Raw genomic sequence first — 22,285 nt, 5'->3', positions numbered from 1 at the left:
CCAGCGCAATCTCAGTCGTGCCCGGTAGCGTGGGCCGCTGATTTATCGGGCAAGAGGAGAGTTATCGCGTGGCACAGGGGCAAGTAGCGGTTCCGGATCGGATCGCACCGGAAGCGGCTTCCCCCAAGCTATCCCGGCCGCGGCGGGTCGCCCGGCGCGTCCGGCTCGCGCGGGCGGATCTGGTGGCGGCGACGGGATATCTGTCGCTGGCGGTGCTGGTGCTCTCCGGCCAGTGGCGGCATCCGGCGAACGGGTACCTGATCAAGAGCGGTCAGGACCAGACCATGTGGGAATGGTTCTTCGCCGTGACCGCGCACAAGGTCGCGAATCTGGAGAACCCGCTCGGCACGCTGCTGCAGAACTATCCCGACGGCGTGAACATGATGGCCAATACCGCCATGTTCGGCGTCGGCGTGCCGCTCACGCCGGTCACGCTGCTGTTCGGGCCGACCGTCACCTTCGTCCTGGTCCTCACCCTCGGCCTGTTCGGCACCGCCTTCGCCTGGTACTGGCTGTTCTCGCGGGAATTGGTGAGCTCCCGGTTCGCCGCCGCGGTGGGCGGGCTGTGCTGCGGCTTCGCGCCCGCCATGATCTCGCACGCCAACGCGCACCCGAATTTCGTGGTGCTGGCACTGCTTCCGCTGATCGCCCTGCAGATCATCCGAATGGCCAAGCGGGCGAACAACGCCCCGGAGGTCCGCAAGGCGCGGCGGCTGCGCGATGCCTTCGTGCTGGGCCTGCTGGTGGCGATGCAGATCGCGCTGGGCGAGGAACCGCTGCTCATCTTCGCGCTGTCCTTCGGCCTTTTCGCCCTCGTCTACCACTTGCACAGCCCGCGCGCCGGACTGCGCACCCTGCGCGCCGTCACCCCGACCGTGCTGCTGGCGGCCCTGATCACGGTGGCGCTCACCGAGATTCCGCTGTGGTGGCAGTTCTTCGGGCCGCAGTCCTACCGCATGATCGACCACGGCCCCATGGGCAACGATCTCAAGGCGCTGTTCCAGTTCCCGTCGGAATCGCTGGGCGGCCTGCTCATGCACGGCCAGAACGTCGCCATCAATCCGACCGAGGAGAATTCCTACTTCGGCTGGCCGCTACTGCTGCTCGTCACCGTGACCACCGCTCTGCTGCGGCGGGAGCGCGTGGTGCGGGCCGCCGCCGTGGTGATCGCGCTGTTCACATTCCTGTCGCTGGGCTCGACGCTCGTGATCGGCAAGGACGACACGGGAATCGCGCTGCCGTGGCGGTGGCTGGAGTCGGTGCCGCTGCTGAATACGGTGCTGGAATCGCGGTTCACCATGGCCGCCATCCCGGCCATCGCGCTCATCCTGGCCGTGGCCACCCAGCGCGCCCTGGACTACTGGCGCGAATCCGCCACCGACTGGCGGCCGCTCGCCTGGTTCGCCGCCCTGGCCTGTGCCTTGCTGCCGCTCGCGCCGACCATCCTGCCGGTGGTGGAGCGCGCGCCCACCCCGCCGTTCTTCACCGACGGCACCGTGAACCGGTACGTGAACGACGGTTCGGTGGTGATCGTGCCGCCGCCCACGCCGCCGGATGCCCGCGCCCTGCGCTGGCAGCTCGACTCCGGTTTCGACTTCCCGCTCGCGGGCGGCTATTTCGTCGGACCGACCGGCACCGACAAGAAGGGCCGCTACGGTCCCGACGATCGCCCGACGGCGAGCCTGCTGGCGAAAGCGCAGCGCGCCAACCGGGTTCCGGTCATCGACCAGGCCATGCGCGATCAGGCCTTCGCCGATCTGCGCTACTGGCAGGCCGATGTGGTGGTGCTGCCGCCGACCGACAACAGCACGGCGCTGCGCCTCACCATGGATCAGCTGCTCGGCTTCCCCGCGCAGCAGGTGGACGGCGTATGGGTGTGGGATGTGCGCGCCCTGATCTGAGCGCGGTTCAGCCCACCCGGAAATAGGTCACCCGGCCGCTGACGGACAGATCGCGCACTATGGTGCCGTCGGTCAACCACAGCGTCTGCGTCCCCTGGACAACGCAGCCCGCGACCCCGGCCTGCAGGACGCCGTCGCCGACGGTGACAGCGCCCGAGGCGGACACGTCCAACAGCCGATAATCGATGGTGCACAACACGCTTCCGCCCCGGAAGACGGTCGAGGTCATGATCACCTCGTTCAGATTCCCCTGCCAGATAGTGAGCCGGTAGTCGTCGCTGTTGCTGCTGCTGGTGCCCGACCAGGTGCCCACATAGCCCGCCGGAACCTGCCCCGCCGCCACCGGCGGGACCGTGACGACCGGACCGGTCGCCACGGTCGTGGTGCTGCCCGGCTGCGGGAATCCCGTAGCCACCACACTGGTCACCCCGCCGGTGGTCTGTGCGCCACTGGGCTTCCCACCGCTTTCCAATTTCACCGTGACCAGGAACGCGGCCCCGGCCAGCAGTACCGCGGCGGCCCCGAACAGGATCGCTGCGACCATCCGCCCGCCGGCGCGGTCGCGCGCGGGCGGTGGCGCCCGATGCGCTGGACGGGCATCCGGCGGCGGCTGGAGCACCTCGTTCGGCGGCCGGGCCGGAACCGTCGTCGGCGCTCTCGTCCCGGGCCCGGCCGTGAAATGCACGGGACCCGTTGTGGCCCGCCCGAATTCGGCATCCCACGCCTGCCACACGGTGTTCACGAATTCGGTGCAGCCCCCGAATCGCTGGTCCGGACTCTTGGCCAGCGCCCGCTCGAAGACGGCGTCGAAACTTCTGGGCAGCTCCGGCCGCACCTCGGTAATGCGCCGCGGCGGCACCTGCGTGTGCATGTGGATCCAGCTGAACAGGTCATTGGCCACGAACGGTTTCTGATCGGTGAGCAGTACGAACAGCGTGCAGGCGAGGGAGTACTGGTCGGTGCGCGGATCGAGCGGCAGGCCCTGGATCTGTTCCGGCGAGGCGAAAGCGAAGGTGGCCGCGATATTCCCGGTCCGGGTCAGATGGGTGGATTCGTCACGCAGCCGCGCGATCCCGAAGTCCGTCAACAACGCTCGCTCGGCGCGGCCGTCCTCGGCCGGGGAGAGCAGGATATTGGACGGTTTCACATCGCGATGCAGCACGCCCTTGCCGTGCGCGTAGTCCAGCGCCGACGCGATCCCGCCGGCGATCCGCAGCGCCCGGTCCGGCGGTATGCCCCTGAGGGTTTCGGCATCCGCGCCCTCCACGAACTGCATGGCGATCCACAGCCGGCCCGCGTCCACGCCCCGGTCGTAGACCGAGACGATATTCGGATGGTCGAAGCGCGCGGTGAGATCGGCCTCCCGCTCGAAGCGCCGCCACGCCTCCCGATCTATGGTCACCCCACTGGGATCGAGCACTTTGATCGCGGCCAGCCGCGGCAGGCGCGGATGCTGCGCCACGTACACCGTTCCCGAACCACCGGACCCGACCCGGCGCACGATGACGTATCCGGCGATCTCCGCACCCGGTGCCAGGTCGGCCATGGTCCGCACTCCTACTTCAACGGCGCACGCGAAAGCCATTCGCTCAGTACCGCATTTACAGTGTGCTCCGGCCAGCGCACCACCAGGACGAAACGAGATCTCGGATCGCCATCGGGAAACGTGACGGCGGTCAGGATCCGGCGCGCCTCGGTATCGGGCTGGTCGGCATCGATGCCGCTGTCGGTGGTGACGGTCAGCGCGCCCGCCACATCCTGATGGGTGACCGTGGTGGCGTCCGCGGTACCGCCGAAGAACAGCGCACCGGCGGATTGCGGTGGGCGCGTGCCGAAGTCGAAGAAGTCGAAGCGCACCTGCCCGGTGTCGTCCTGGGCATTGCAGAGGATGCGCCGCGCACCCTGCGCGGTCTCGGCATCGCCGGGACCCGGATCGCGCTTCTGGCAGCCCGCGCCCTGCCAGCCCACCGAGCGGCCATTGGAGGCCAGCTGCCCCACCAGGCTCGGGAAGGCCTGTGCGATGGCGGCGTGCCCGTCACCCCAGGAGCTCGCCAGCTCGTCCGCGTTCGTATACGTGATCAGCCCGCTCACATCGGTTTTCCGGCTCACCCGCCCGTCGTCGAGCAAGGTGAGGGTGGTGGGCCGATTGGCGCGGCAGGCATTCGCCGGATCGCTGGTAATGATTTCGGAGGGCCCGATGAGCAGCCGGTCGCCTTCGGAAGGCACCGCGACCAGTGGCGCGGAGAACTCGCAGTGGAAGGCGGACCCATTGGGCAGCACCCCGTCCACGATGCTGGACAGCACGTGATCGCCGGGCCGCCCCTGATCCAGCTCCAGTCGATAGTTGGTCTGGCCTTCGGTGGCCAGCCAGGTGCCGAGGAATTCGTCCGGCACCAGGCTTTCCGGCGGCGGGGGCGAATCGTGCCGGGAGAGCGCGAATCCCACACCCGCGCCGACCAGGGCGGCGACGATCGCCGGAATGAGGAGCTGCCTGCGGAACAGGCGCTGCCCCAGCCGCTTTCGCCGCTTCTCGACGGGCGGCGGCAGCGCCGGGATCGGCCGGGCGGGGGCCGTCACCGCCATGGCCGGGTCCGCGTAATAGGCCTGGGTAGCGGCCGTCACGAACTCGGCGCAGCTGGGGAACCGGTCCTCCGGATCCTTGGCCAGGGCGCGCCCCAGCACCGAGTCGAGCGCCTCGGGCAGATCCGGGCGCACCGTGCTGACCCGCAGCGGCGGCTCCTGGGTGTGCGCGTGCACCCAGCCGATCGGCGTATCCGCGGTGAACGGGCGGCGGTCGGTCAACAGCACGAAAAGCGTGCAGGCCAGCGAATACTGGTCCGAGCGCGGCCCGACCGGCTTACTCGACACCTGCTCGGGCGACGCGAAAGCGAAAGTGGCGGAGATATTTCCGGTGTGGGTGAGCCGGGTGGTCTCGTCGCGCAGCCGGGCAATGCCGAAATCGGTGAGCAGGGCCCGTTCCGGGCGGCCGCTGTCGGGATCGGCGATGAGGATATTGGAGGGCTTCACATCCCGGTGCAGCACGCCCTTCCCGTGCGCGTAGTCGAGCGCCGCGCCGATCTCCCCGGCGATGCGCAGCGCCCGATCCGGTGAGATGCCCTGCAGGTCACCGGCATCCGAGCCGTCGATGTACTGCATGGAGATCCAGAACCGGTCCTCGGCCACGCCCCGGTCGTAGACCTGCACGATATTCGGATGATCGAAGTGCGCGGCGATATCGGCCTCGCGCTCGAAGCGCCGCCACACCTCGTCGTCACCGCGCGCCTCATCGCGCTCGAGCACCTTGAGCGCGGTCAGCCTGGGCAGGCGCGGATGCCGCGCCGCATAGACAACGCCCGATCCCCCGGACCCGATTCGCCGCGCGATGACATACCCGGCGAGCACTTCGCCCGGTCGCAGCTCGGTCATTGATTCCTCGTACGTTCTCCCGGCCCGGCCCCTCGCCCAGTTCGGATAACCCCCATCCTACGAGGTGTTCGAGGGCCGGACGTCGAGTCGTGGACCGGTCGACCGGATCCGGTCGATAGAGTCGGGACCCGTGCGCGCAGACACTCGAGGGTTTCATCGCATCCGGCTGGTGGCCATTGTTTCCGGGCTGCTGGGATTCCTGCTGGCGGTGCTGACCCCGATCCTGCCGGTGCGGCAGGATCGGCCCACGCTGGACTGGCCGCAGGGCGAGACGGCGAATATCGACGCCCCGCTGGTGTCGTACGTGCCGCTGAGCCTGGGTGTGAACCTGCCCTGCCAGGTGCTGCGGGACGCGCCGGACGGGACGCTGTTCTCCACCATCCCGGCCGCCTCCGGGCAGGCGGCCGACAAGGGCGTGGTCATCAAGATCGAGGACCAGGCCGGGACCGGGCGCACGGTGTCGGTGATCGATCGGCTCATCCCGCTGCTGTCCGCCCCGCTGGCCGAGGTCCAGGACTGCGCGGCGCTCACGCTGCACTCGGACGTGAACCAGACCCGGGTCGAGTTCACCGGCGTCACCCGGCAGGACGGCACCCCGTTCACCGGCCAGGTCAGCGGCGACAACCGCCCGCAGGTGGTCGGCATGTTCACCGATCTGACCCGCGAACAGCTCGGGACCGCAACGGCTTCCGCCCAGATCGACGCGCGCTTCACCTCCAGCCCGAGCTGGCTCAAGCGGGCCGCGATCCTCGGCGCGGTGGTGTTCACCCTCATCGCGCTGTTCGCCCTGCACCTGCTCGACACCAGCGACGGCCGCCGCGCCCGCCGCTTCCTGCCCGCGCACTGGTGGCGGTTCCGGTTGGCCGACGTGACGGTGCTCGGCACGCTGGTGGTGTGGCATTTCATCGGCGCCAACACCTCCGATGACGGCTACATCCTGAATATGGCCCGCGCCTCCAAGGCTTCCGGGTACATGGCCAACTACTACCGCTGGTTCGGCGTGGCCGAGGCGCCGTTCGGCTGGCCGTACGAACTGCTGGCGTGGATGACGCGGATCAGTGATGCCAGCCCGTGGATGCGGCTGCCGTCGCTGCTGGCCGGCATTGTCTGCTGGCTGGTGATCAGCCGGGAAGTGCTGCCCCGCTTGGGCGCCCGGGTGCGCCGGGATCAGGTCGCCATCTGGACCGGGGCGCTGGTGTTCCTGGCCGTCTGGCTGCCCTACGACAACGGGCTGCGCCCCGAACCGCTCATTGCCGCGGGAGCACTGCTGACCTGGTGCTCCATCGAACGCGCCATTGCCACCGGGCGACTGCTGCCCGCGGCGGTGGCGGTGCTCATCGCGGCCTTCTCGCTGGCGGCCGGGCCGACCGGGCTCATCTGCATCGCCGCCCTGGTGGCCGGATCCCGGCCGGTCCTGCAGGTCATCATCAAACGCGCCAAGGGGCAGGGCGCGGCGCTGCTGCGCTACGCCGCGCTGCTCGCGCCGGGGGTCGCGGCCGGAAGCCTGGTGCTGGTGGTCGTTTTCGCGGACCAGACCATTGCCTCGATCATGGAGGCGACCCGGGTGCGCACCCTCATCGGACCCAATGTGGCGTGGTTCGACGAGCGCACGCGCTGGGATTCGCTGCTCATGCTCTCTCCCGACGGCTCGCTGGCCCGCCGCTTCGGCATTCTCGCCATGCTGCTGTGCCTGTTCGTGTGCGTCATGGTGATGCTGCGCAAGAACGGGCGCATCCCGGGCACCTCGCGCGGCCCGGCGGTGCGGATTCTCGGCATCGTCTTCATGTCGCTGTTCCTGATGATGTTCACGCCCACCAAGTGGACCCACCACTTCGGCGTGTACGCCGGGCTGGCCGGCTCGGTGGCCGCGCTGGCGGCGGTCGCGGTGGGGGTCAACGGGATTCGCTCGCCGCGCAATCGGACGCTGTTCACCGCGGCCGTGTTCTTCCTGCTCGCCATCACCTTCACCGGCCCCAATGGCTGGTGGTACGTGTCGTCCTACGGCGTGCCGTGGTTCGACAAGGCGCCGCTGGTCGCGGGCAAGGGCTTCTCCACGCTGTTCCTCGGCCTGGCGGTGCTGTGCCTGCTCATCGCGGCCTGGCAGCACTACCGCGAGCCGTACACGACGCCCAAGCCGGTGCGTGGTTTCGACAAGTTCGCGACCATGCCGCTGACCATCGCGGCCGCCGTGCTGGTGCTGTTCGAGGTGGCGTCGCTGGCTAAAGCGGCCGTCACCCAGTACCCGGCCTACTCGGTCGCCGAATCCAATCTGCGTGCGCTGACCGGCAATTCGTGCGCCCTTGCCAACGAGGTGCTGGTCGAGACCGATACCGCCGATTCGCTGCTGCAACCCTGGACCGGTTCGGTCGCCGACGGATTGGCCGCGGAGAACACCGGATTCACCCCCGACGGCGTGGCCTCCGACCTCACCGCCGACGCCGAGGAGACCGTGACCGGCGGCGCCAACTCCGTCGACAAGGACTCCGACAACAAGACCACCAACACCACCGGCGCCGGCACCGGCGGCGGCACCACCGCCCAGGCCGGCGTGAACGGCTCCACCGTGGCCCTGCCCTTCGGCCTGGATCCGGCGCGCACGCCGGTCATGGGCAGTTACACCGAGGGCGAGCAGGCCACCGCCAAGCTCACCACCGAGTGGTACCGCCTCGACCTGACCGACGGCATGCGCGCCGATCCGGCCTACAAGGTGCTGGTGGTGACCGCGGCGGGCCGCATTCGCGCCATCGACAAGGACGGCGTCGAAACCTACGGCCAGGACCTGTTCGTCGAATACGGCACCCGCGCGGCCGACGGCACCGTGAGCAATGTCGGCAAGGTCCGCCCCATCGATATCGGCCCGGCCCCGTCCTGGCGCAATCTGCGCGTCCCGCTGGATCAGATCCCGGTGGGCGCCAATGCCATTCGCCTGGTCGCCAATGACCCGGACATCACCCCCAAGCAGTGGCTGGCCGTCACCCCGCCGCGCCTGCCGCGGCTGGCCACTCTGGATTCCGTTGTCGGGCATACCGCTCCGGTGCTGGAGGACTGGCACGTCGGCCTGGCCTTCCCCTGCCAGCGGCCCTTCGACCACCACGACGGCGTGGCCGAGGTCCCGGAATGGCGCATCCTGCCCGACCGCGTCGGCGCGGACGCCTCCAATGCCTGGCAGGACGATATCGGCGGCGGCCCGCTCGGCTGGACCGGTCTGCTGCTGAAGTCCCAGACCATTCCGTCGTATCTCAATGACGACTGGGGCCGGGACTGGGGCTCGCTGGAGAAGTTCACGCCGTATGTCCCGGATGCCGATCCGGCGAAGCTGTCGGTGACGGTCGAAACCCGCTCCGGACTGGCCAAGGACGACCCCATCCGGGCCAAGTGATCTTGGTGTGCGGACCGGCTCGTCAAGCCCGCTTCGTGAGCCGGTCCGCACCCGGAATTCGCTGAGACTCGGCATACGCTGCGTGGCGCGAGAGTGAAGAGCGCCACTCACAGCTCCTACCGATACCATCAGCAACCGTGCCCGACGCCTCCGCTGTCCTGACCAAGCCGAATCCCCCGGCCGCCGCTGAACCGGCGACGCCGCGCGACTACCGGATCGCGAAGCTCATCGCGATCGTCGCCGGTGTGCTGGGGGCGGTCTTCGCCATTGCCGCGCCGTTCCTGCCGGTGAAGCAGACCACCGCGGTGGTGAACTGGCCGCAGGGCGGGACGCTGGACAATATTCAGGCGCCGCTCATGTCGCAGGTGCCGACCGATCTGGCGATCACCATCCCGTGTTCGGCGGTGGACCAGCTGGATCCGCGCGGCGGCATTCTGCTCTCGACCGCGCCGCCGCAGGGCAAGGAAGCCGATCTGCAGGCCATGTTCGTGCGGGTGTCGGGCGACACCGTCGACGTGCTGGATCGCAATGCCGTGGTGGCGACGGCCCCGCGCGCCGAGATGGCGAACTGCACCGCCATCACGATCACCTCCGACAACAAGCGGACCTACGCGCGGTTCGAGGGCCTGACCCGGACCGTGGAGCAGCCGACCGCGGACGGCGGGCGCGAGCTCGTCACCGTGCCGGTCGAGGGGCAGCTGCTCGGCGATCTGCGGCCGCAGGTGGTGGGCGTCTTCACCGACCTGAAGGGCGCTGTCCCCGAGGGTCTTTCGTTCCACATGGACGTGGACTCGCGGTTCTCCTCCACGCCGACCGTGCTGAAGCTGAGCGCCATTGTGGCGGCGGTGCTGCTGACCCTGCTGGCCATGGGCGCGCTGGCGGTGCTCGACACCAGTGACGGGCGCGGGCACCGGCGCATCTTCCCCCGGCACTGGCTCAAGCCGACCTGGGCGGACGGCGGCATTATCGGCACGCTCGTGCTGTGGCATTTCGTGGGCGCCAACACCTCCGACGACGGCTACATCCTGAGTATGGTGCGGGTGGCCCCGCACGCCGGATACATGGCCAACTACTTCCGCTGGTTCGGCGTGCCGGAGGCGCCGTTCGGCTGGTACTACTACGTGATCCAGGCCTTCGCCGAGATCTCCACCGCGAGCCCCTGGGTGCGCATTCCGGCGCTGCTGTGCGGAATCCTGTGCTGGCTGGTGATCAGCCGCGAGGTGGTGCCGCGGCTCGGGCGCGGGGTCGCCACCTCGAAGGTGGCGCTGTGGACCGGCGGCCTGGTGTTCCTGGCGTTCTGGCTGCCCTATGACAACGGCCTGCGCTCGGAGCCGATCGTGGCGCTCGGCGCGCTGCTGACCTGGGTGTCCATCGAGCGGGCCATTGCCACCGCGCGCCTGCTGCCCGCCGCCGTGGCGGTGCTGGTCGCGGCGTTCACGCTGGCCGCCGCGCCGACCGGCTTGATGTGTGTGGCCGCCCTGTTGGCGGGTATCCGCCCGCTGGTTCGCATCGTGGTGCGCCGCCACAAGGAATTCGGCACCACCGCCCTGCTGGCGCCCATCGCCGCGGCCGGATTCCTGGTGCTGGTGGTCGTCTTCGGCGATCAGACCTTCGCCGGCATCATGGAGGCCAACCGGGTGCGGCAGGCGACCGGGCCGAATCTGGCCTGGTACGAGGACTATCTGCGGTACTACTACCTGTTCGTGGAGACCGTGGACGGCTCGCTGTCGCGGCGCTTCGCCTTCCTGGTGATGATCCTCTGCCTCATCACCACCATGCTGGTGCTGCTGCGCCGGCGGCAGGTGCCGGGCATTGCCAGCGCGCCGACCTGGCGGCTCATGGGCGTGGTGTTCGGAACCATCTTCTTCATGATGTTCAACCCGACCAAGTGGACCCACCACTTCGGCGCGTACGCGGGCATCGCGGGCTCGCTGGCGGCGGTGACCGCGGTCGCGGTGTCGGCAACGGCCTTGCGGTCCAGGAAGAATCGGTCGGTCTTCCTGGCGGGCCTGCTGTTCACCCTCGCCGTCTCCTTCTCGGGCATCAACGGCTACTGGTACGTGTCCAGCTTCGGCGTGCCGTGGTTCGACAAGCGGGTCTCGCTGCACGGCTATCAGTCCAACACCCTCATGCTCATGCTGTTCGGCCTGGCGCTGGCGGTGGTCGCGTGGCAATCACTGCGCGAGGGTTACGCCAAACCGCTGGAGAACGGGAAGACCAAGCGCGGGCGGCGGATTCGCAAATTCGCGGCCATTCCGCTGACCGTGGTCGCCGCGCTCATGGTGGCGTTCGAGGTGCTGTCGCTGGTGAAGGGCGCGGCCTCGCAGTATCCGGCCTACTCGCTGGCGCGGTCCAACTTCGATGCGGTGAGCGGCAATTCGTGCGGTCTCGCCAATGACGTCCTGGTCGAAGCAGACCCCAACGGCGGCAATCTGACCCCGATCATCGACCCGGCCAACCCGCCGAAGGACGGCGACGCACTGGCCGGAGCCAACCCGATCGGCTTCTCCCCCAACGGTGTTCCCGAAAAACTGGACGCCGACAGCGTCGAGGTGAAGCCGGGCACCGGCAATACCTCCACCCAGACCGTGGGCCCCGCCTTCGCCGACGGCGAGAGCGCGGGCACCGGCGGCGGCAAGGGCGCCGAGGGCGTGAACGGCTCCACCGTGGCCCTGCCCTTCGGCCTGGACCCGGCCACCACGCCGGTCATGGGCAGCTGGCAGGACGGCGTGCAGCAGCCCGCCGAAATGTACTCCAGCTGGTACGAATTGCCGCCGCGCGCAGCGGATTCCCCGCTGGTGGTGATCTCGGCCGCCGGTCGCATCATGTCCTTCGACGACACCGGCAATATGACCTACGGGCAGCAGCTGCTGGTCGAATACGGGCACAAGGAAGCCGACGGCAGCGTCACCAAGCTGGGCGAATACCGGCCCTACGACATCGGCCCCGCGCCGTCGTGGCGCAATCTGCGGGTGCCCATGGACGCCCTGCCCGCCGAGGCGGACACGGTGCGCATCCACGCCAGCGATCAGATCCTGATCGGTGACCAGTGGCTGGCCTTCACCCCGCCGCGAGTGCCGAAGCTGCAGACCATCGACAGCTACCTCGGCCGCACCCAGCCGATCCTGCTGGACTGGGCCGTGGGCCTGCAGTTCCCGTGCCAGCGGCCCTTCGACCACCGCTACGGCGTGGCCGAGGTGCCCAACTACCGCATCCTGCCGGACCGGCCGCTGGCGGTCAGCTCCACCAATACCTGGCAGGCGGAGGAGTTCGGCGGCCCGCTCGGCTTCTCGCAGATGCTGGCGGCCTCCAAGACCATTCCGACCTATCTGAACGACAACTGGGATCGGGACTGGGGCTCGCTGGAGCAGTACGACCAGTACTACCCGGCCAAGCCCGCACAGATCGAGACCGGCACCGAGACCCGCTCGGGTCTGTGGTCGCCGGGCAAGATGCGCGTCTGAGTCCGGCTGCGGCTCACACCACACCGGTACCCGCTGTGAAGATCGCGGCGGGTACCGGCAGGATGTTCCCCATGGCGAATATTCAGCTCGGTGAAGTGGCAACCTGGTACGACGTCCACGGGGACGGCGCACCGGTGGTGTTGCTGCACAGCGCTTTCGTCGACTCCCGCATGTTCGCCCCCGCCATGCCCTCCCTGGTCGGCCGCTTCCGCGTGTACAAGACCGACCGCCGCGGGCACGGCCACACCCCCGATGTCGAGGGCCCCTTCTCCTATGAGCAGATGGCCGCGGACACCATCGCGTTCCTGGAGAAGGTGGTCGGCGAGCCCGCCCACCTGGTCGGCCACAGCGATGGCGCGAATGTCGCGCTGACCGTGGCCCTGCGCCGCCCCGATCTGGTCCGCAAACTGGTCCTGATCAGCGGCAACTTCCACCACGACGGCGTGCTGCCGGGCGTCCTGGACGACTTCGGCGACGCGGACACCATCGGCTTCCTGGGCAGCCGCTACGCCGAGGTCTCCCCCGACGGCGAGGACCACTTCCCGGTGGTCGCCGCCAAGCTGCTGGAGATGGGCCGCACCCAGCCCGCCTTCACCCCCGCCGACCTCGGGGCCGTCACGGCCCGCACGCTGGTCATGTCCGGAGACGATGACGCGGTCTCGCTGGAGCACACCCTCGCGATGTACCGCGCCATTCCCGACTCCGAACTGTCCGTCATCCCCGGCACCTCACACCTGCTGATCATGGAGAAACCGGCCGAGGTCTACACCGTGGTCGCCGACTTCCTCGCCGGCGACCCCATTCCGACGCGCCAGCCCATCCGCCGCGCCGCACACTCCTGATTCGCCGGCGCCCTCAGGCGTCGACGTGCGCAACCCACTCGTACACCGGCAGGCTTCCCTCGGGCGTCTCCTGCCACCTGGGCGTCACCTTGAACCGCTCGTACCCGCCCCCGTGCGCCACCCGCAGTTCGATCCCGGGCGGCGTAATCGGCACGATCCGCTGCTTCAGGCCGTCCGGCCCGCCTTCGAGCAATGCCTTCGGTGAGCTACTCATAGCTGAAGACTCTCATACCCACCCAATGCACCCGATCGATTCGCCACAATCGGCGAGCCGCAGCAGGTGCGGGCGCGCCTACAGCGGCAGCAGGTGATGCTTGCGGGGATTGCGCGGGAGTTTCTTGTCGCGCAGCACATGCAGGGCCTTGCGGATCTCCAGGCGGGTCGTGGCCGGGTCGATGACGGCGTCGATATAGCCGCGCTCGGCCGCCACCCACGGGGTGGCCATGGTGGCGTTGTAGAAGTCGATCATCTGCTGGCGCATGGCGGCCCGCTGCTCCTCGGGAGCGGACTCCAGCGCCTTCGCGCCGATCAGCGTCACGGCGCTCTCGGCGCCCATGACCGCGATGCGGGCGGTGGGCCAGGCCAGATTCACATCGGCGCCCAGCTGCTTGGAACCCATGACCGCGTAGCCGCCGCCGTAGGACTTGCGGATCACGACGGTGACCTTGGGGACGGTGGCCTCCACGAAGGAGAAGATGAAGCGCCCGCCGCGCTTGATCACGCCGATCTTCTCCTGTTCCACACCGGGTAGGAACCCGGGCGTGTCCACGACGAAGACCAAGGGGATCTCGAAGGCATCGCAGAGCCGCACGAAGTGGGCCGCCTTGTCGGAGGCGCGCGCGTCCAGGGCCCCGGCGTAGACCATGGGCTGATTGGCCACCACGCCCACACTGCGGCCGTCCACGCGGGCGAAGCCGCAGATGACATTGCGGCCCGCGGACTCCCCGAACTCGTGGAAGTCGCCGTCGTCGAAGATGCGAATGAGCACGTCGTGCATGTCGTAGCCGGCATTGTCGGCATCCGGCACGAGGCCGCGCAGTTCCAGATCCGACTCCGTGATCTCCGGCTCCAGACCGGGATTCACGATCGGCGGCAGTTCCTGGCAGCTGGACGGCAGATAGCCGAGATAGTCGCGCACCCACTGGAAGGCCGCGGCCTCGTCCTTGGCCACATGGTGGATATTGCCGTACTCCGCCTGGCTGCGCGCCCCGCCCAGCTCCTCGAGGCTGACATCCTCACCGGTCACCTCGCGGATCACCTTGGGGCCGGTGACGAACATGTAGGCCTCTTCGGTGGCCACCACCACGTCGGTATTGATGGGCGCGTACACCGCGCCGCCGGCGCAGCTGCCCAGGATCATGGAGATCTGGGGCACCAAGCCGGACAACGGTTCCTGGCGGCGGCCCAGTTCGGCATACCAGGCCAGGGAGGTCACGGCCTCCTGCACGCGCGCGCCGCCGGAGTCGTTGATGCCCACCACCGGGCAGCCGACCTTGGCCGCGAATTCCATGATGCCCGCGACCTTCCGGCCGAACATCTCACCGACCGAACCGCCGTAGACGGTCTGGTCGTGGGAGAAGACCGCCACCGGGCGGCCCTCCACCAGACCGTGGCCGGTGACCACGCCATCGCTGTACAGCGCGGTCTTGTCGCCCGGATTCCGGACCAGCGCACCGATTTCCACGAACGTCCCCGGATCGAGGAGCATATTGATCCGGTCGCGGGCCGAGGGAATGCCCTTCCTGGCCCGCTTCGCGACTCCCGCTTCACCTGCCGGCTCCCTCGCGATGTCCAACTTCTGGCGCAGGTCGGCGAGTTTCTCGGCAGTGGTGCTCAACTGGACTCCTTTCGGCAAAACCTACTTTCGCAGAACCCGTTTCGCTGTGGCGCTATTTCGCGGCCGTGTTGATCACGTTCAGTTTCTTGGTGAGATCGGCGCCGATGGTCGCGATGCGCGGCTCATCGATGATCTGCAGGTGGTCACCGGGGATGTGAATGATCTCCAGATCCGAGATGTGCTCGTCCCAGCCACCATTGGGGCGGCGATCGCCGAACCGAGGTTCGAGTTCGATCAGACCGTCGTGGTAGCGGTCCGCCAGGTAGAGCACCACCGGTCCGTCGTAGTCGGACAGCTCCAGCTTCTGCAGTTCGCGGTTCTCGATGAACGACGTGCGCTGATGCTCGAGCACACCACCCGGGATGTTCACCCCGGCGAACTTGACCAGCTCGGTGATGATCTGGATCTGCTCCTCATCGGAAGCCGCGGCCAGCTCTTCCAGCTGCTCGTCATCGAGTTCGCCCTGGAACCCGTAGGTCTTCTGAGCGAACGCCTGGTAGCGGCGCATCCGCTCGATCCGCTCCTCCGGCGTATTGATCTCCGGCTCAACCGGAATCGCCAGATCGATCAGACCCACCAGGCGCACATCCGCGCCCTCGGCGCGCATGATCTGGGCGACGGTCAGCGAGAACACGGCTCCCAGCGACCAGCCGTAGAAGACGTACGGGCCTTCCGGCTGCCGCTTGCGGATCTCCGGAATGTACTGGCGCGCACGCTCTTCGATGCTGCCTTCGACACGCTCGAAGCCATACATCGGGGTGTCGGCCGGGAGACGCTTCAGCAGCGGCTCGTAGACCAAAGTGTTGCCGCCCGAGGGGTGGAACACGAAGACCGGCGTGGCATCCGAGCCCGCGTCCTTCGCGCGCAGCGTGCGCACGAAGCCCTCGACGTCATCGCCGTGCTCCTGGTAGCTCGCCACGACCTCCGCCAGCTTCTCGATGGTCGCGGCGGCCCGGATCTCCTCCGGATCGATCTGCGCCTTGGCCCGCTCGGACAGCCGCGCGACGAGCTTGTCGAACTGCTCGTCGCCGAGCTTCGGCAGCGGGTTGAAGATGCCGCCCGCCGACTTGCCCGTCACCAGCGCCCAGGTCGCGAACACCAGTCGCTCGGGAGCATTGCGCGGCGGGACATTGTCCTTGTCGGTCTCGGTGACCGGCGGCGCGGCCTCGAAATCGGCCGCAGTGGTGGCGGTTTCGGCCTCGACGACGTCCTCGGTGATCTCGGTGGCCTCGGCGACCACGTCATCGGTCACCACATCCAGGCGATCCGCCACGGTCGGCACCGCGTCGCCGGAGCCTTGCGCCAGCTTGTCCTTGGCCGCCTGCGGCAGCGCCGCCAGCGGATCGGTGCCCGCGGCCATGGCGGCCCGCGCGGCGGAGACGAAATCGGCGTCGACGGTGATGTCCTCGCCGGCGGCCTGGCGCGCGGCCACGGCCTCCAGCTCCTCGCGGTGCTCGATGGCGTAGCGCAGCACCTTGCCGACCTCGAGCAGGCTGGCATCGCGCACCGCCTGCAGCTGCAGCTGCGGGATGTCGAATTCGTATTCGACGCGGTTCTTGATGCGCATGGCCATCAGCGAGTCCAGACCCAGCTCCATGAGCGGGATCTCCATGGGCAGATCCTCGACGGCGTAGCCCATGGACTCGGCGACGATGATCGCCAGGCGCTCCTCGATGGTCTGCTTGCCGGCGGGATCCCAGCGCTCACCGGGATTCTCCGCCACCGCGACCTCGGCGACGGCAGCTGCCTCCGTCATTCCGGCGTGCTTTTGGCCGGAATCTTCTTGGATCCCGGCCGAAAGCACGCCGGGATGACTAGAGGTGGAAGTGACGACCGCGTCGAACAGCGGCCGGAAGGCATTGCCCTCCTTGGCGTGCACCGACACCGACGCGCCGCCCGGATGCGGGGTGAGCGTGGTGGTCAGAGTGCCGGTCGCCGGAATCGCGCCGTGCGCGACGGAGGCGCCGACGGTCACATCGGAAAGCACCTGCGCGGCAGCGGCATGCACCAGCGCGGCCAGGTCGGTGACCGCGGCGGCCTGCACCTCCCACACGTGGCGGCCGTCCGGCAGCGACACCTGCGCGCCCGGCACCCGGGTGTTCCCGGAGCCGCCGCCGAAACCGGCGACCTTGGGCCAGTACTCCTTGCGCAGGAACGCCGTCCGCGGCACGTCCGCGAACTCACCGGCGGGCAACAGCGAGAACAGATCCACCTTGTGGCCCTGCACGTACAGCTGCGCCAGCGCGGAGATGACGCCCGCCGACTCGTCTTCCTTGCGCTTGAGCGTCGGGATCAACGCGGCATTGTGGACGCCCGCCGCGTAGGTGGTGCCCAGCACCTGCATGAGCGCCACCGAGTTCGGGGCCAGCTCCAGATAGGTGGTGATGCCGGTGTCCACGGCCTGCCGGATGGCATTGGTGAAGTACACCGAGCCACGCATGTTGGTGACCCAGTAGTCGACATCGTGCACGGGCGCGTGGCCCGCGCGGTACACGGTGTCCTTGTGCACGGTCGAGTACAGATCGCGCTTGAGCTTGGTGGGCTCGATGCCCGCCAGCTCGGCGGCCAGCTCGCCCAGCAGCACATCCATCTGCGAGGTGTGGCCCGCGCCGCGGGTCTGCAGCACGCGCGCGAACTTGCCCTCGGCCTCCGCGCGGGCGACGATCGCGGCCACCTGATCCGGCGGGCCGCCGATGACGGTATTGGTGGGCGCGGCGTACACCGCGACCTCGATATCCGGGTAGTCGGCCAGCGCTTCCTGAATGGCCTCGGCGCTGTACTCGACCAGGGCCATATTGCGGACCTGATCATCGGTGATCATGGCCTCGCCCTCGGCCATCAGCCGCGAGCGGGCGCAGATTACGCGAACCGCTTCCTCCAGGCTCAAACCGCCCGAAATGTACGCGCCCGCAACCTCACCCTGCGAGTGGCCGACCACGCCCTCCGGCTCCGCGCCGTGCGCGCGCAGAATGGCGGCCAGGCCGACCTGAATGGTGAAGGTGCCGACCTGCGAGGTGCCCAGATCCCAATCCTGGGCGTCATCGAGCATGAGCTCCTTGACCGAATAACCGGCCTCGTCCATGACGAGCTCGTCGACCTGGTCGACTGTCTTCCGGAAGATCGAGTTCTCGGTATAGAGCTGCTTGCCCATCTTCCGGTGCTGCGCACCGAAACCGGCCATCACCCACATCGCGCCCTTGGCGGCGGGGGCGTCGGCGGTGAACACGCCATTGCCCGGCTTGCCCTCGGCAATGGCGCGCAGGCCCGCAATGGCCTCGTCGTGGTTCTTGGCGATGACCACGCCGCGGGAGCGGCCGTGATTGCGCTTGGCCAGCGAGCGGGCGACATTCTCCAGCGGAGTCGCCTGTCCCGCTTCGCTTTCCAGCCAGTCGGCCAGGTCGGCGGCGGCGCGCTTGCGGCGCGACGGCAGGTAGGCCGACACCGGCAGGATGAGCGGCAGCGGCTCTTCGCGGTGGCCCCACTCCGGTTCCGGGGCGGCGGCATCGACGATGCGCTCGGCCTCGGCGACCACATCGGTGGTCTCGGCATCGAGTCCGGTGGCCTCGGCGATGGAATCGGATTCGGGGGCGGCTTCCGGAGCGGGCGCGGTGGGCACGTACTCCTGGATGACCACGTGCGCGTTGGTGCCACCGAAACCGAAGCCGGAGACGCCGATGGTGGCCTTGCCGCTGTAGCGCGGGAATTCGGTGGGCTCGGCGACGACCTGCAGGTGCGCCTGCTCCCACGGGATGTACGGGTTCGGGCCGGCGAAGTTGACGCTCGGCGGAATGACGTTGTTCTGCAACGCCATGATCACCTTGGCCAGCGAGGCCGCGCCCGCGCCCGACTCCAGGTGGCCGAAGTTGGACTTGGCCGAACCGAGCAGGGCCGGCTTGTCGGCCTCACGGCCGCGGCCGACGACCCGGCCCAGCGCATCCGCCTCGATCGGGTCGCCCAGCAGCGTGCCGGTGCCGTGCGCCTCGATGTAATCGACTGTGGACGGGGCGATTCCGGCATCCCGGTAGGCGCGGCGCAGCACATCGGCCTGTGCGTCCGGGTTCGGGGCCAGCAGGCCGTTGGAACGGCCGTCATTGTTGACGGCGGAGCCCTTGATCACGGCGTAGATCTTGTCGCCGTCGCGCTCGGCGTCGGCGAGGCGCTTGAGCACCACCAGGCCCGCGCCCTCCGAGCGGACGAAACCGTCCGCGTCCGAGGAGAACGCCTTGAGATGGCCGTCCTTGGCGATGGCGCCATTGGCCTCGAAGCCGAGCGTCGCCATGGGCGCGAGGATCATGTTCACGCCGCCGGCCAGGGCCAGATCGGCGTCACCGCTGCGCAGCGAGCGGACCGCCTCGTGCACGGCCACGATCGTGGACGAGCAGGCGGTGTCGACCGCCACCGACGGGCCGCGGAAGTCGTAGAAGTAGGAGACGCGGTTGGGGATGATGGCCGTGGAAGAGCCCATCAGCGCGTACGCCTCGGCGGACAGCGGCACGTTCGGATCGCGCGGCGCGCCCAGGCTGTTGGCGGCGATGAAGCCGAAGTCATTGGTGGTGCTGCCGATGAAGACGCCGACCGCTTCGCCCTTGAGCGTGTTGGCGGGAATCCGGGCGTGCTCCAGCGCTTCCCAGGTCAGCTCCATCATGAGGCGCTGCTGCGGATCGACGCGCTCCACCTCGACCGGCGACATGGCGAAGAACTCAGCGTCGAAGCCCTTGATCACGTCCTGATCGAGGTAGCCGCCCTTGGTATTGGCCTTTTCGACGGCGGCGGCGATCTGCGGGTCGCCGGTAAATTCGTCCCAGCGGCCTTCGGGCAGTTCACGAATGGCGTCGCCACGGTTGATCAGGAATTCCCAGGTGGATTCGGGCGTGTCCCCGGCCCCCGGCAAACGCGTGGACAACCCGACAATCGCGACATCGTGCGCCTCGTCCGGCGTGAATCCCGCGGTGTAGAACGAGTCGTCGGCGGCCTCGGCCGGAACGTCGGGCTCCCCGTTGATGATTCGCTCCGCCAGCGAACCGATGGTCGGGTGCTGGTACACGATGGTCGCGTTCAATACGACCCCGGTCAGCTCCTCGATATCACCGCCGAGCGCCAGCGCATCCCGCGAGGCCAGGCCGAACTCCTCCATCGGCCGGTCCACGGTGATGTTCTCCAATGGCTGGCCGGTCGCGTCCGCGACCCACTTGCGCAGCCACTCCCGCAGTTCGGTCACCGTCATATCGGTGCCTGCGGGCTTGGCGTCGGCGTCGCCGGACACCGCTGGAGCGTTCTCGGTCGTCTGGTTGGGGGTCATGCCCTCGTTCTCAGCCATCAGTTCCTCAAGCTACCTGTCGGTGTACGGTGCGCGGCAATGATTCGGCAGTGATTCAAGCAGTGAATGGCGCGAGCCGAGCCGGCCCGCGCCATTCGCATCGAGGCGTTCGCCTCTCACTCCTCGTCGGGAGCATCGGGGAAAGCCTGCTGCGTGTAACCACCACGCAGTGTGCCTTCCAGGTACGCCGCCTTGCAGGCGCGACGCGCGATCTTGCCGCTGGAGGTGCGCGGAATCGAGCCGGCCGGGACGAGCAGGATGTCCCGGGCGGTGACGCCGTGGCGGGTGGAGATGGCCGCGCGCACCGCGTCGGCAATGGGCTGCGGGTCGGCCTTGCCGGCGCCCGGGCCGCGCTCGCCCACGATGACCAGCTGTTCGGAGGCGTCGTCGGCGTCGTACTTGATGCCCGAATGGCTGTCGGAGGCAAAGACTTCGGCGGGCAGCTGGTTGGCGGGCACCGAGAAGGCGGCCACGAAGCCGGGCCGCAGCGCCTTGGAGGCCTCCTGCGCGGAGTACTCCAGATCCTGCGGGTAGTGGTTGCGGCCGTCCACGATGACCAGGTCCTTGACGCGGCCGGTGATGTAGAGCTCGCCGTCCACGTACACGCCGTAGTCGCCGGTGCGCAGCCAGTTGCCGTCCAGCGGAACGCCCTCGGTGTGGACGCTGCCCTCGACGCGGTCGGCCAGCTTGTTGCGGAAGGTCTTCTGGGTTTCCTCGGCGCGGCCCCAGTAGCCGATGCCGACATTGTTGCCGTGCAGCCAGATCTCGCCGACCCGGCCCTCGGGCAGTTCGCGCGCGCCCTCGGGGGAGTCGATGGAGTCGGCGTCCACGATGGCCGCCCACTGCGACAGCGCCACATAGCCGCAGGAGACCTGGGCGATGGAGTTCGGCGCGCCCTGCTCGACCTTCACGATGCGACCGGCATTGAGCTCGGTGCGGTCGACGTAGATGACCTTGGCCTCGTCCTCGTGCCGGGTGGCGGAGACGAACAGGGTCGCCTCGGCCATGCCGTAGCAAGGCTTGATGGCGGTCTTGGGCAGGCCGTAGGGGGCGAACGCCTCGTTGAACTTCTTCATCGAGGAGGTGGTCACCGGCTCGGAGCCGTTGATCAGGCCGATGACGTTCGACAGGTCCAGGGCCTCGCCGTTCTTCGGCACGGCGCGCGCGGCGGCGTGCTCGAAGGCGAAGTTCGGTGCGGCGGCGAAGGTTCCGGCGCCGTCGGAGACCGCGGCCAGTTCGTGGATCCAGCGCGCCGGGCGGCGCACGAAGGCGCTCGGCGACATGATGGTGATGTACTTGCCGCCCACGGCGGGCAGGATCACCGTCAGCAGGCCCATGTCGTGGTACAGCGGCAGCCAGGTGACGCCGCGCGAATTCCAGTTCAGGTCCAGCGCGTTCACCATCTGCAGCACATTGGTGCCGACGGCGCGGTGGGTGATCTCCACACCGGCGGGCACGCGTGTCGAACCCGAGGTGTACTGCAGGTACGCGATATCGTCGACCGCGATATCGGGGCGGATCCAGGACTCGCCGACGGAGTCCGGAATCGCGTCGACGGCAATGATGCGGGGGCGCTGAGCCGCGGGGAGCGCACGGAAGAACTGGCGGACCCCGGCGGCGGAGGAGCTGGCCGTGAGGATCGCCGACGGGGTGCAGTCACCGAGCACCGCGTGCAGGCGATCGGTGTGGCCCGGCTCGTCCGGATCGAACAACGGCACCGAGATGGTGCCCGCATAGATGGCGGCGAAGAAGGAGATGACGTAATCCAGCCCTTGCGGGGCCAGGATCGCGACGCGATCGCCCCGCTTGGTCACCTGCTGCAGTCGGGCGGCCACCGCGCGCAGCCGAGTCCCGAACTGACTCCAGGTGAGGTCCTGGTACACGCCGTCGCGCTCACGTGAGTAGTCGATGTACCGGTAGGCCAGATCATCGGCGTCATTACCGTGGGTGTGCTTCTCGACGTAGTCGACGAGGGTGCGGCCCTCGGGAATCGTGATGTTCCCCGTTTCGTCGAGGTAATCGTCGAAAGTCTCGTCCATTCCTTCTTCTCCTCCGAGGCGCACGCAGCAGGAGGGCGCGCTGCGCCCTTACCTGTGAGGCCCCGACTCTCTTCGCCCGC

Annotated in this window: 10 protein-coding genes; 4 read left to right on the top strand and 6 right to left on the bottom strand. The window is 68.6% G+C overall.

The genetic code is table 11. The features are described 5' to 3' along the window. Positions 1–68: 68 nt before the first annotated feature. On the top strand, positions 69–1,901 hold the full coding sequence (locus ACFVIV_RS07785; protein ID WP_379194008.1) for a glycosyl transferase: 1,833 nt from the start codon (positions 69–71) through the stop codon (positions 1,899–1,901). Positions 1,902–1,908: 7 nt separating this feature from the next. On the opposite strand, the gene ACFVIV_RS07780 is transcribed toward ACFVIV_RS07785, so the two are convergent. Next, on the bottom strand, positions 1,909–3,447 hold the full coding sequence (locus tag ACFVIV_RS07780) for a serine/threonine-protein kinase (RefSeq protein ID WP_379194007.1): 1,539 nt from the start codon (positions 3,445–3,447) through the stop codon (positions 1,909–1,911). Positions 3,448–3,458: 11 nt separating this feature from the next. Beyond that, complete coding sequence (locus ACFVIV_RS07775; RefSeq protein ID WP_379194006.1) at positions 3,459–5,327, bottom strand: serine/threonine-protein kinase; 1,869 nt, start codon at positions 5,325–5,327, stop codon at positions 3,459–3,461. Positions 5,328–5,442: 115 nt separating this feature from the next. On the opposite strand from ACFVIV_RS07775, the gene ACFVIV_RS07770 reads away from it, so the two are divergent. From ACFVIV_RS07770 to ACFVIV_RS07760, 3 genes are all read left to right on the top strand, one after another. Continuing rightward, entirely contained in the window at positions 5,443–8,706 is a 3,264-nt protein-coding gene (locus ACFVIV_RS07770) for an arabinosyltransferase domain-containing protein (protein WP_379194207.1), read from the top strand. A 137-nt stretch (positions 8,707–8,843) separates the two neighbouring features. After that, positions 8,844–12,170, top strand: coding sequence for an arabinosyltransferase domain-containing protein (locus tag ACFVIV_RS07765; protein WP_379194005.1), 3,327 nt, complete (start codon positions 8,844–8,846; stop codon positions 12,168–12,170). 71 nt (positions 12,171–12,241) lie between these two features. Beyond that, the gene (locus ACFVIV_RS07760; protein WP_379194004.1) at positions 12,242–13,012 is read left to right on the top strand and encodes an alpha/beta fold hydrolase; all 771 of its coding nucleotides are present in this window, start codon (positions 12,242–12,244) and stop codon (positions 13,010–13,012) included. Positions 13,013–13,025: 13 nt separating this feature from the next. Here ACFVIV_RS07760 and ACFVIV_RS07755 read toward each other — a convergent pair whose 3' ends face one another. The 4 genes from ACFVIV_RS07755 to fadD32 form a co-directional block, all read right to left on the bottom strand. Continuing rightward, complete coding sequence (locus ACFVIV_RS07755) at positions 13,026–13,226, bottom strand: DUF5988 family protein (protein ID WP_379194003.1); 201 nt, start codon at positions 13,224–13,226, stop codon at positions 13,026–13,028. 78 nt (positions 13,227–13,304) lie between these two features. Further along, a complete protein-coding gene (locus ACFVIV_RS07750; protein WP_379194002.1) occupies positions 13,305–14,849 on the bottom strand; it encodes an acyl-CoA carboxylase subunit beta in 1,545 nt (514 codons plus the stop codon). Positions 14,850–14,901: 52 nt separating this feature from the next. Beyond that, on the bottom strand, positions 14,902–20,166 hold the full coding sequence (gene pks13 / locus ACFVIV_RS07745) for a polyketide synthase Pks13 (RefSeq protein ID WP_379194001.1): 5,265 nt from the start codon (positions 20,164–20,166) through the stop codon (positions 14,902–14,904). A 116-nt stretch (positions 20,167–20,282) separates the two neighbouring features. Then, entirely contained in the window at positions 20,283–22,205 is a 1,923-nt protein-coding gene (gene fadD32, locus ACFVIV_RS07740) for a long-chain-fatty-acid--AMP ligase FadD32 (protein WP_379194000.1), read from the bottom strand. Between the last annotated feature and the right edge of the window lie 80 nt (positions 22,206–22,285).

The sequence above is a fragment of the Nocardia sp. NPDC127526 genome, from assembly GCF_042672265.1.
In the GTDB taxonomy this organism is placed as follows: domain Bacteria; phylum Actinomycetota; class Actinomycetes; order Mycobacteriales; family Mycobacteriaceae; genus Nocardia.
Note: the sequence above shows the minus strand (reverse complement) of the source record. Positions and strands in the feature narration are given on the sequence as shown.

Excerpts from the sequence above, each read along its gene's own strand:
- ACFVIV_RS07780 (WP_379194007.1), bottom strand. The coding sequence starts at position 3,447 with ATGGCCGACCTGGCACCGGGTGCGGAGATCGCCGGATACGTCATCGTG.
- ACFVIV_RS07775 (WP_379194006.1), bottom strand. The coding sequence starts at position 5,327 with ATGACCGAGCTGCGACCGGGCGAAGTGCTCGCCGGGTATGTCATCGCG.
- ACFVIV_RS07760 (WP_379194004.1), top strand. The coding sequence starts at position 12,242 with ATGGCGAATATTCAGCTCGGTGAAGTGGCAACCTGGTACGACGTCCAC.
- ACFVIV_RS07755 (WP_379194003.1), bottom strand. The coding sequence starts at position 13,226 with ATGAGTAGCTCACCGAAGGCATTGCTCGAAGGCGGGCCGGACGGCCTG.
- pks13 (WP_379194001.1), bottom strand. The coding sequence starts at position 20,166 with ATGGCTGAGAACGAGGGCATGACCCCCAACCAGACGACCGAGAACGCT.
- fadD32 (WP_379194000.1), bottom strand. The coding sequence starts at position 22,205 with ATGGACGAGACTTTCGACGATTACCTCGACGAAACGGGGAACATCACG.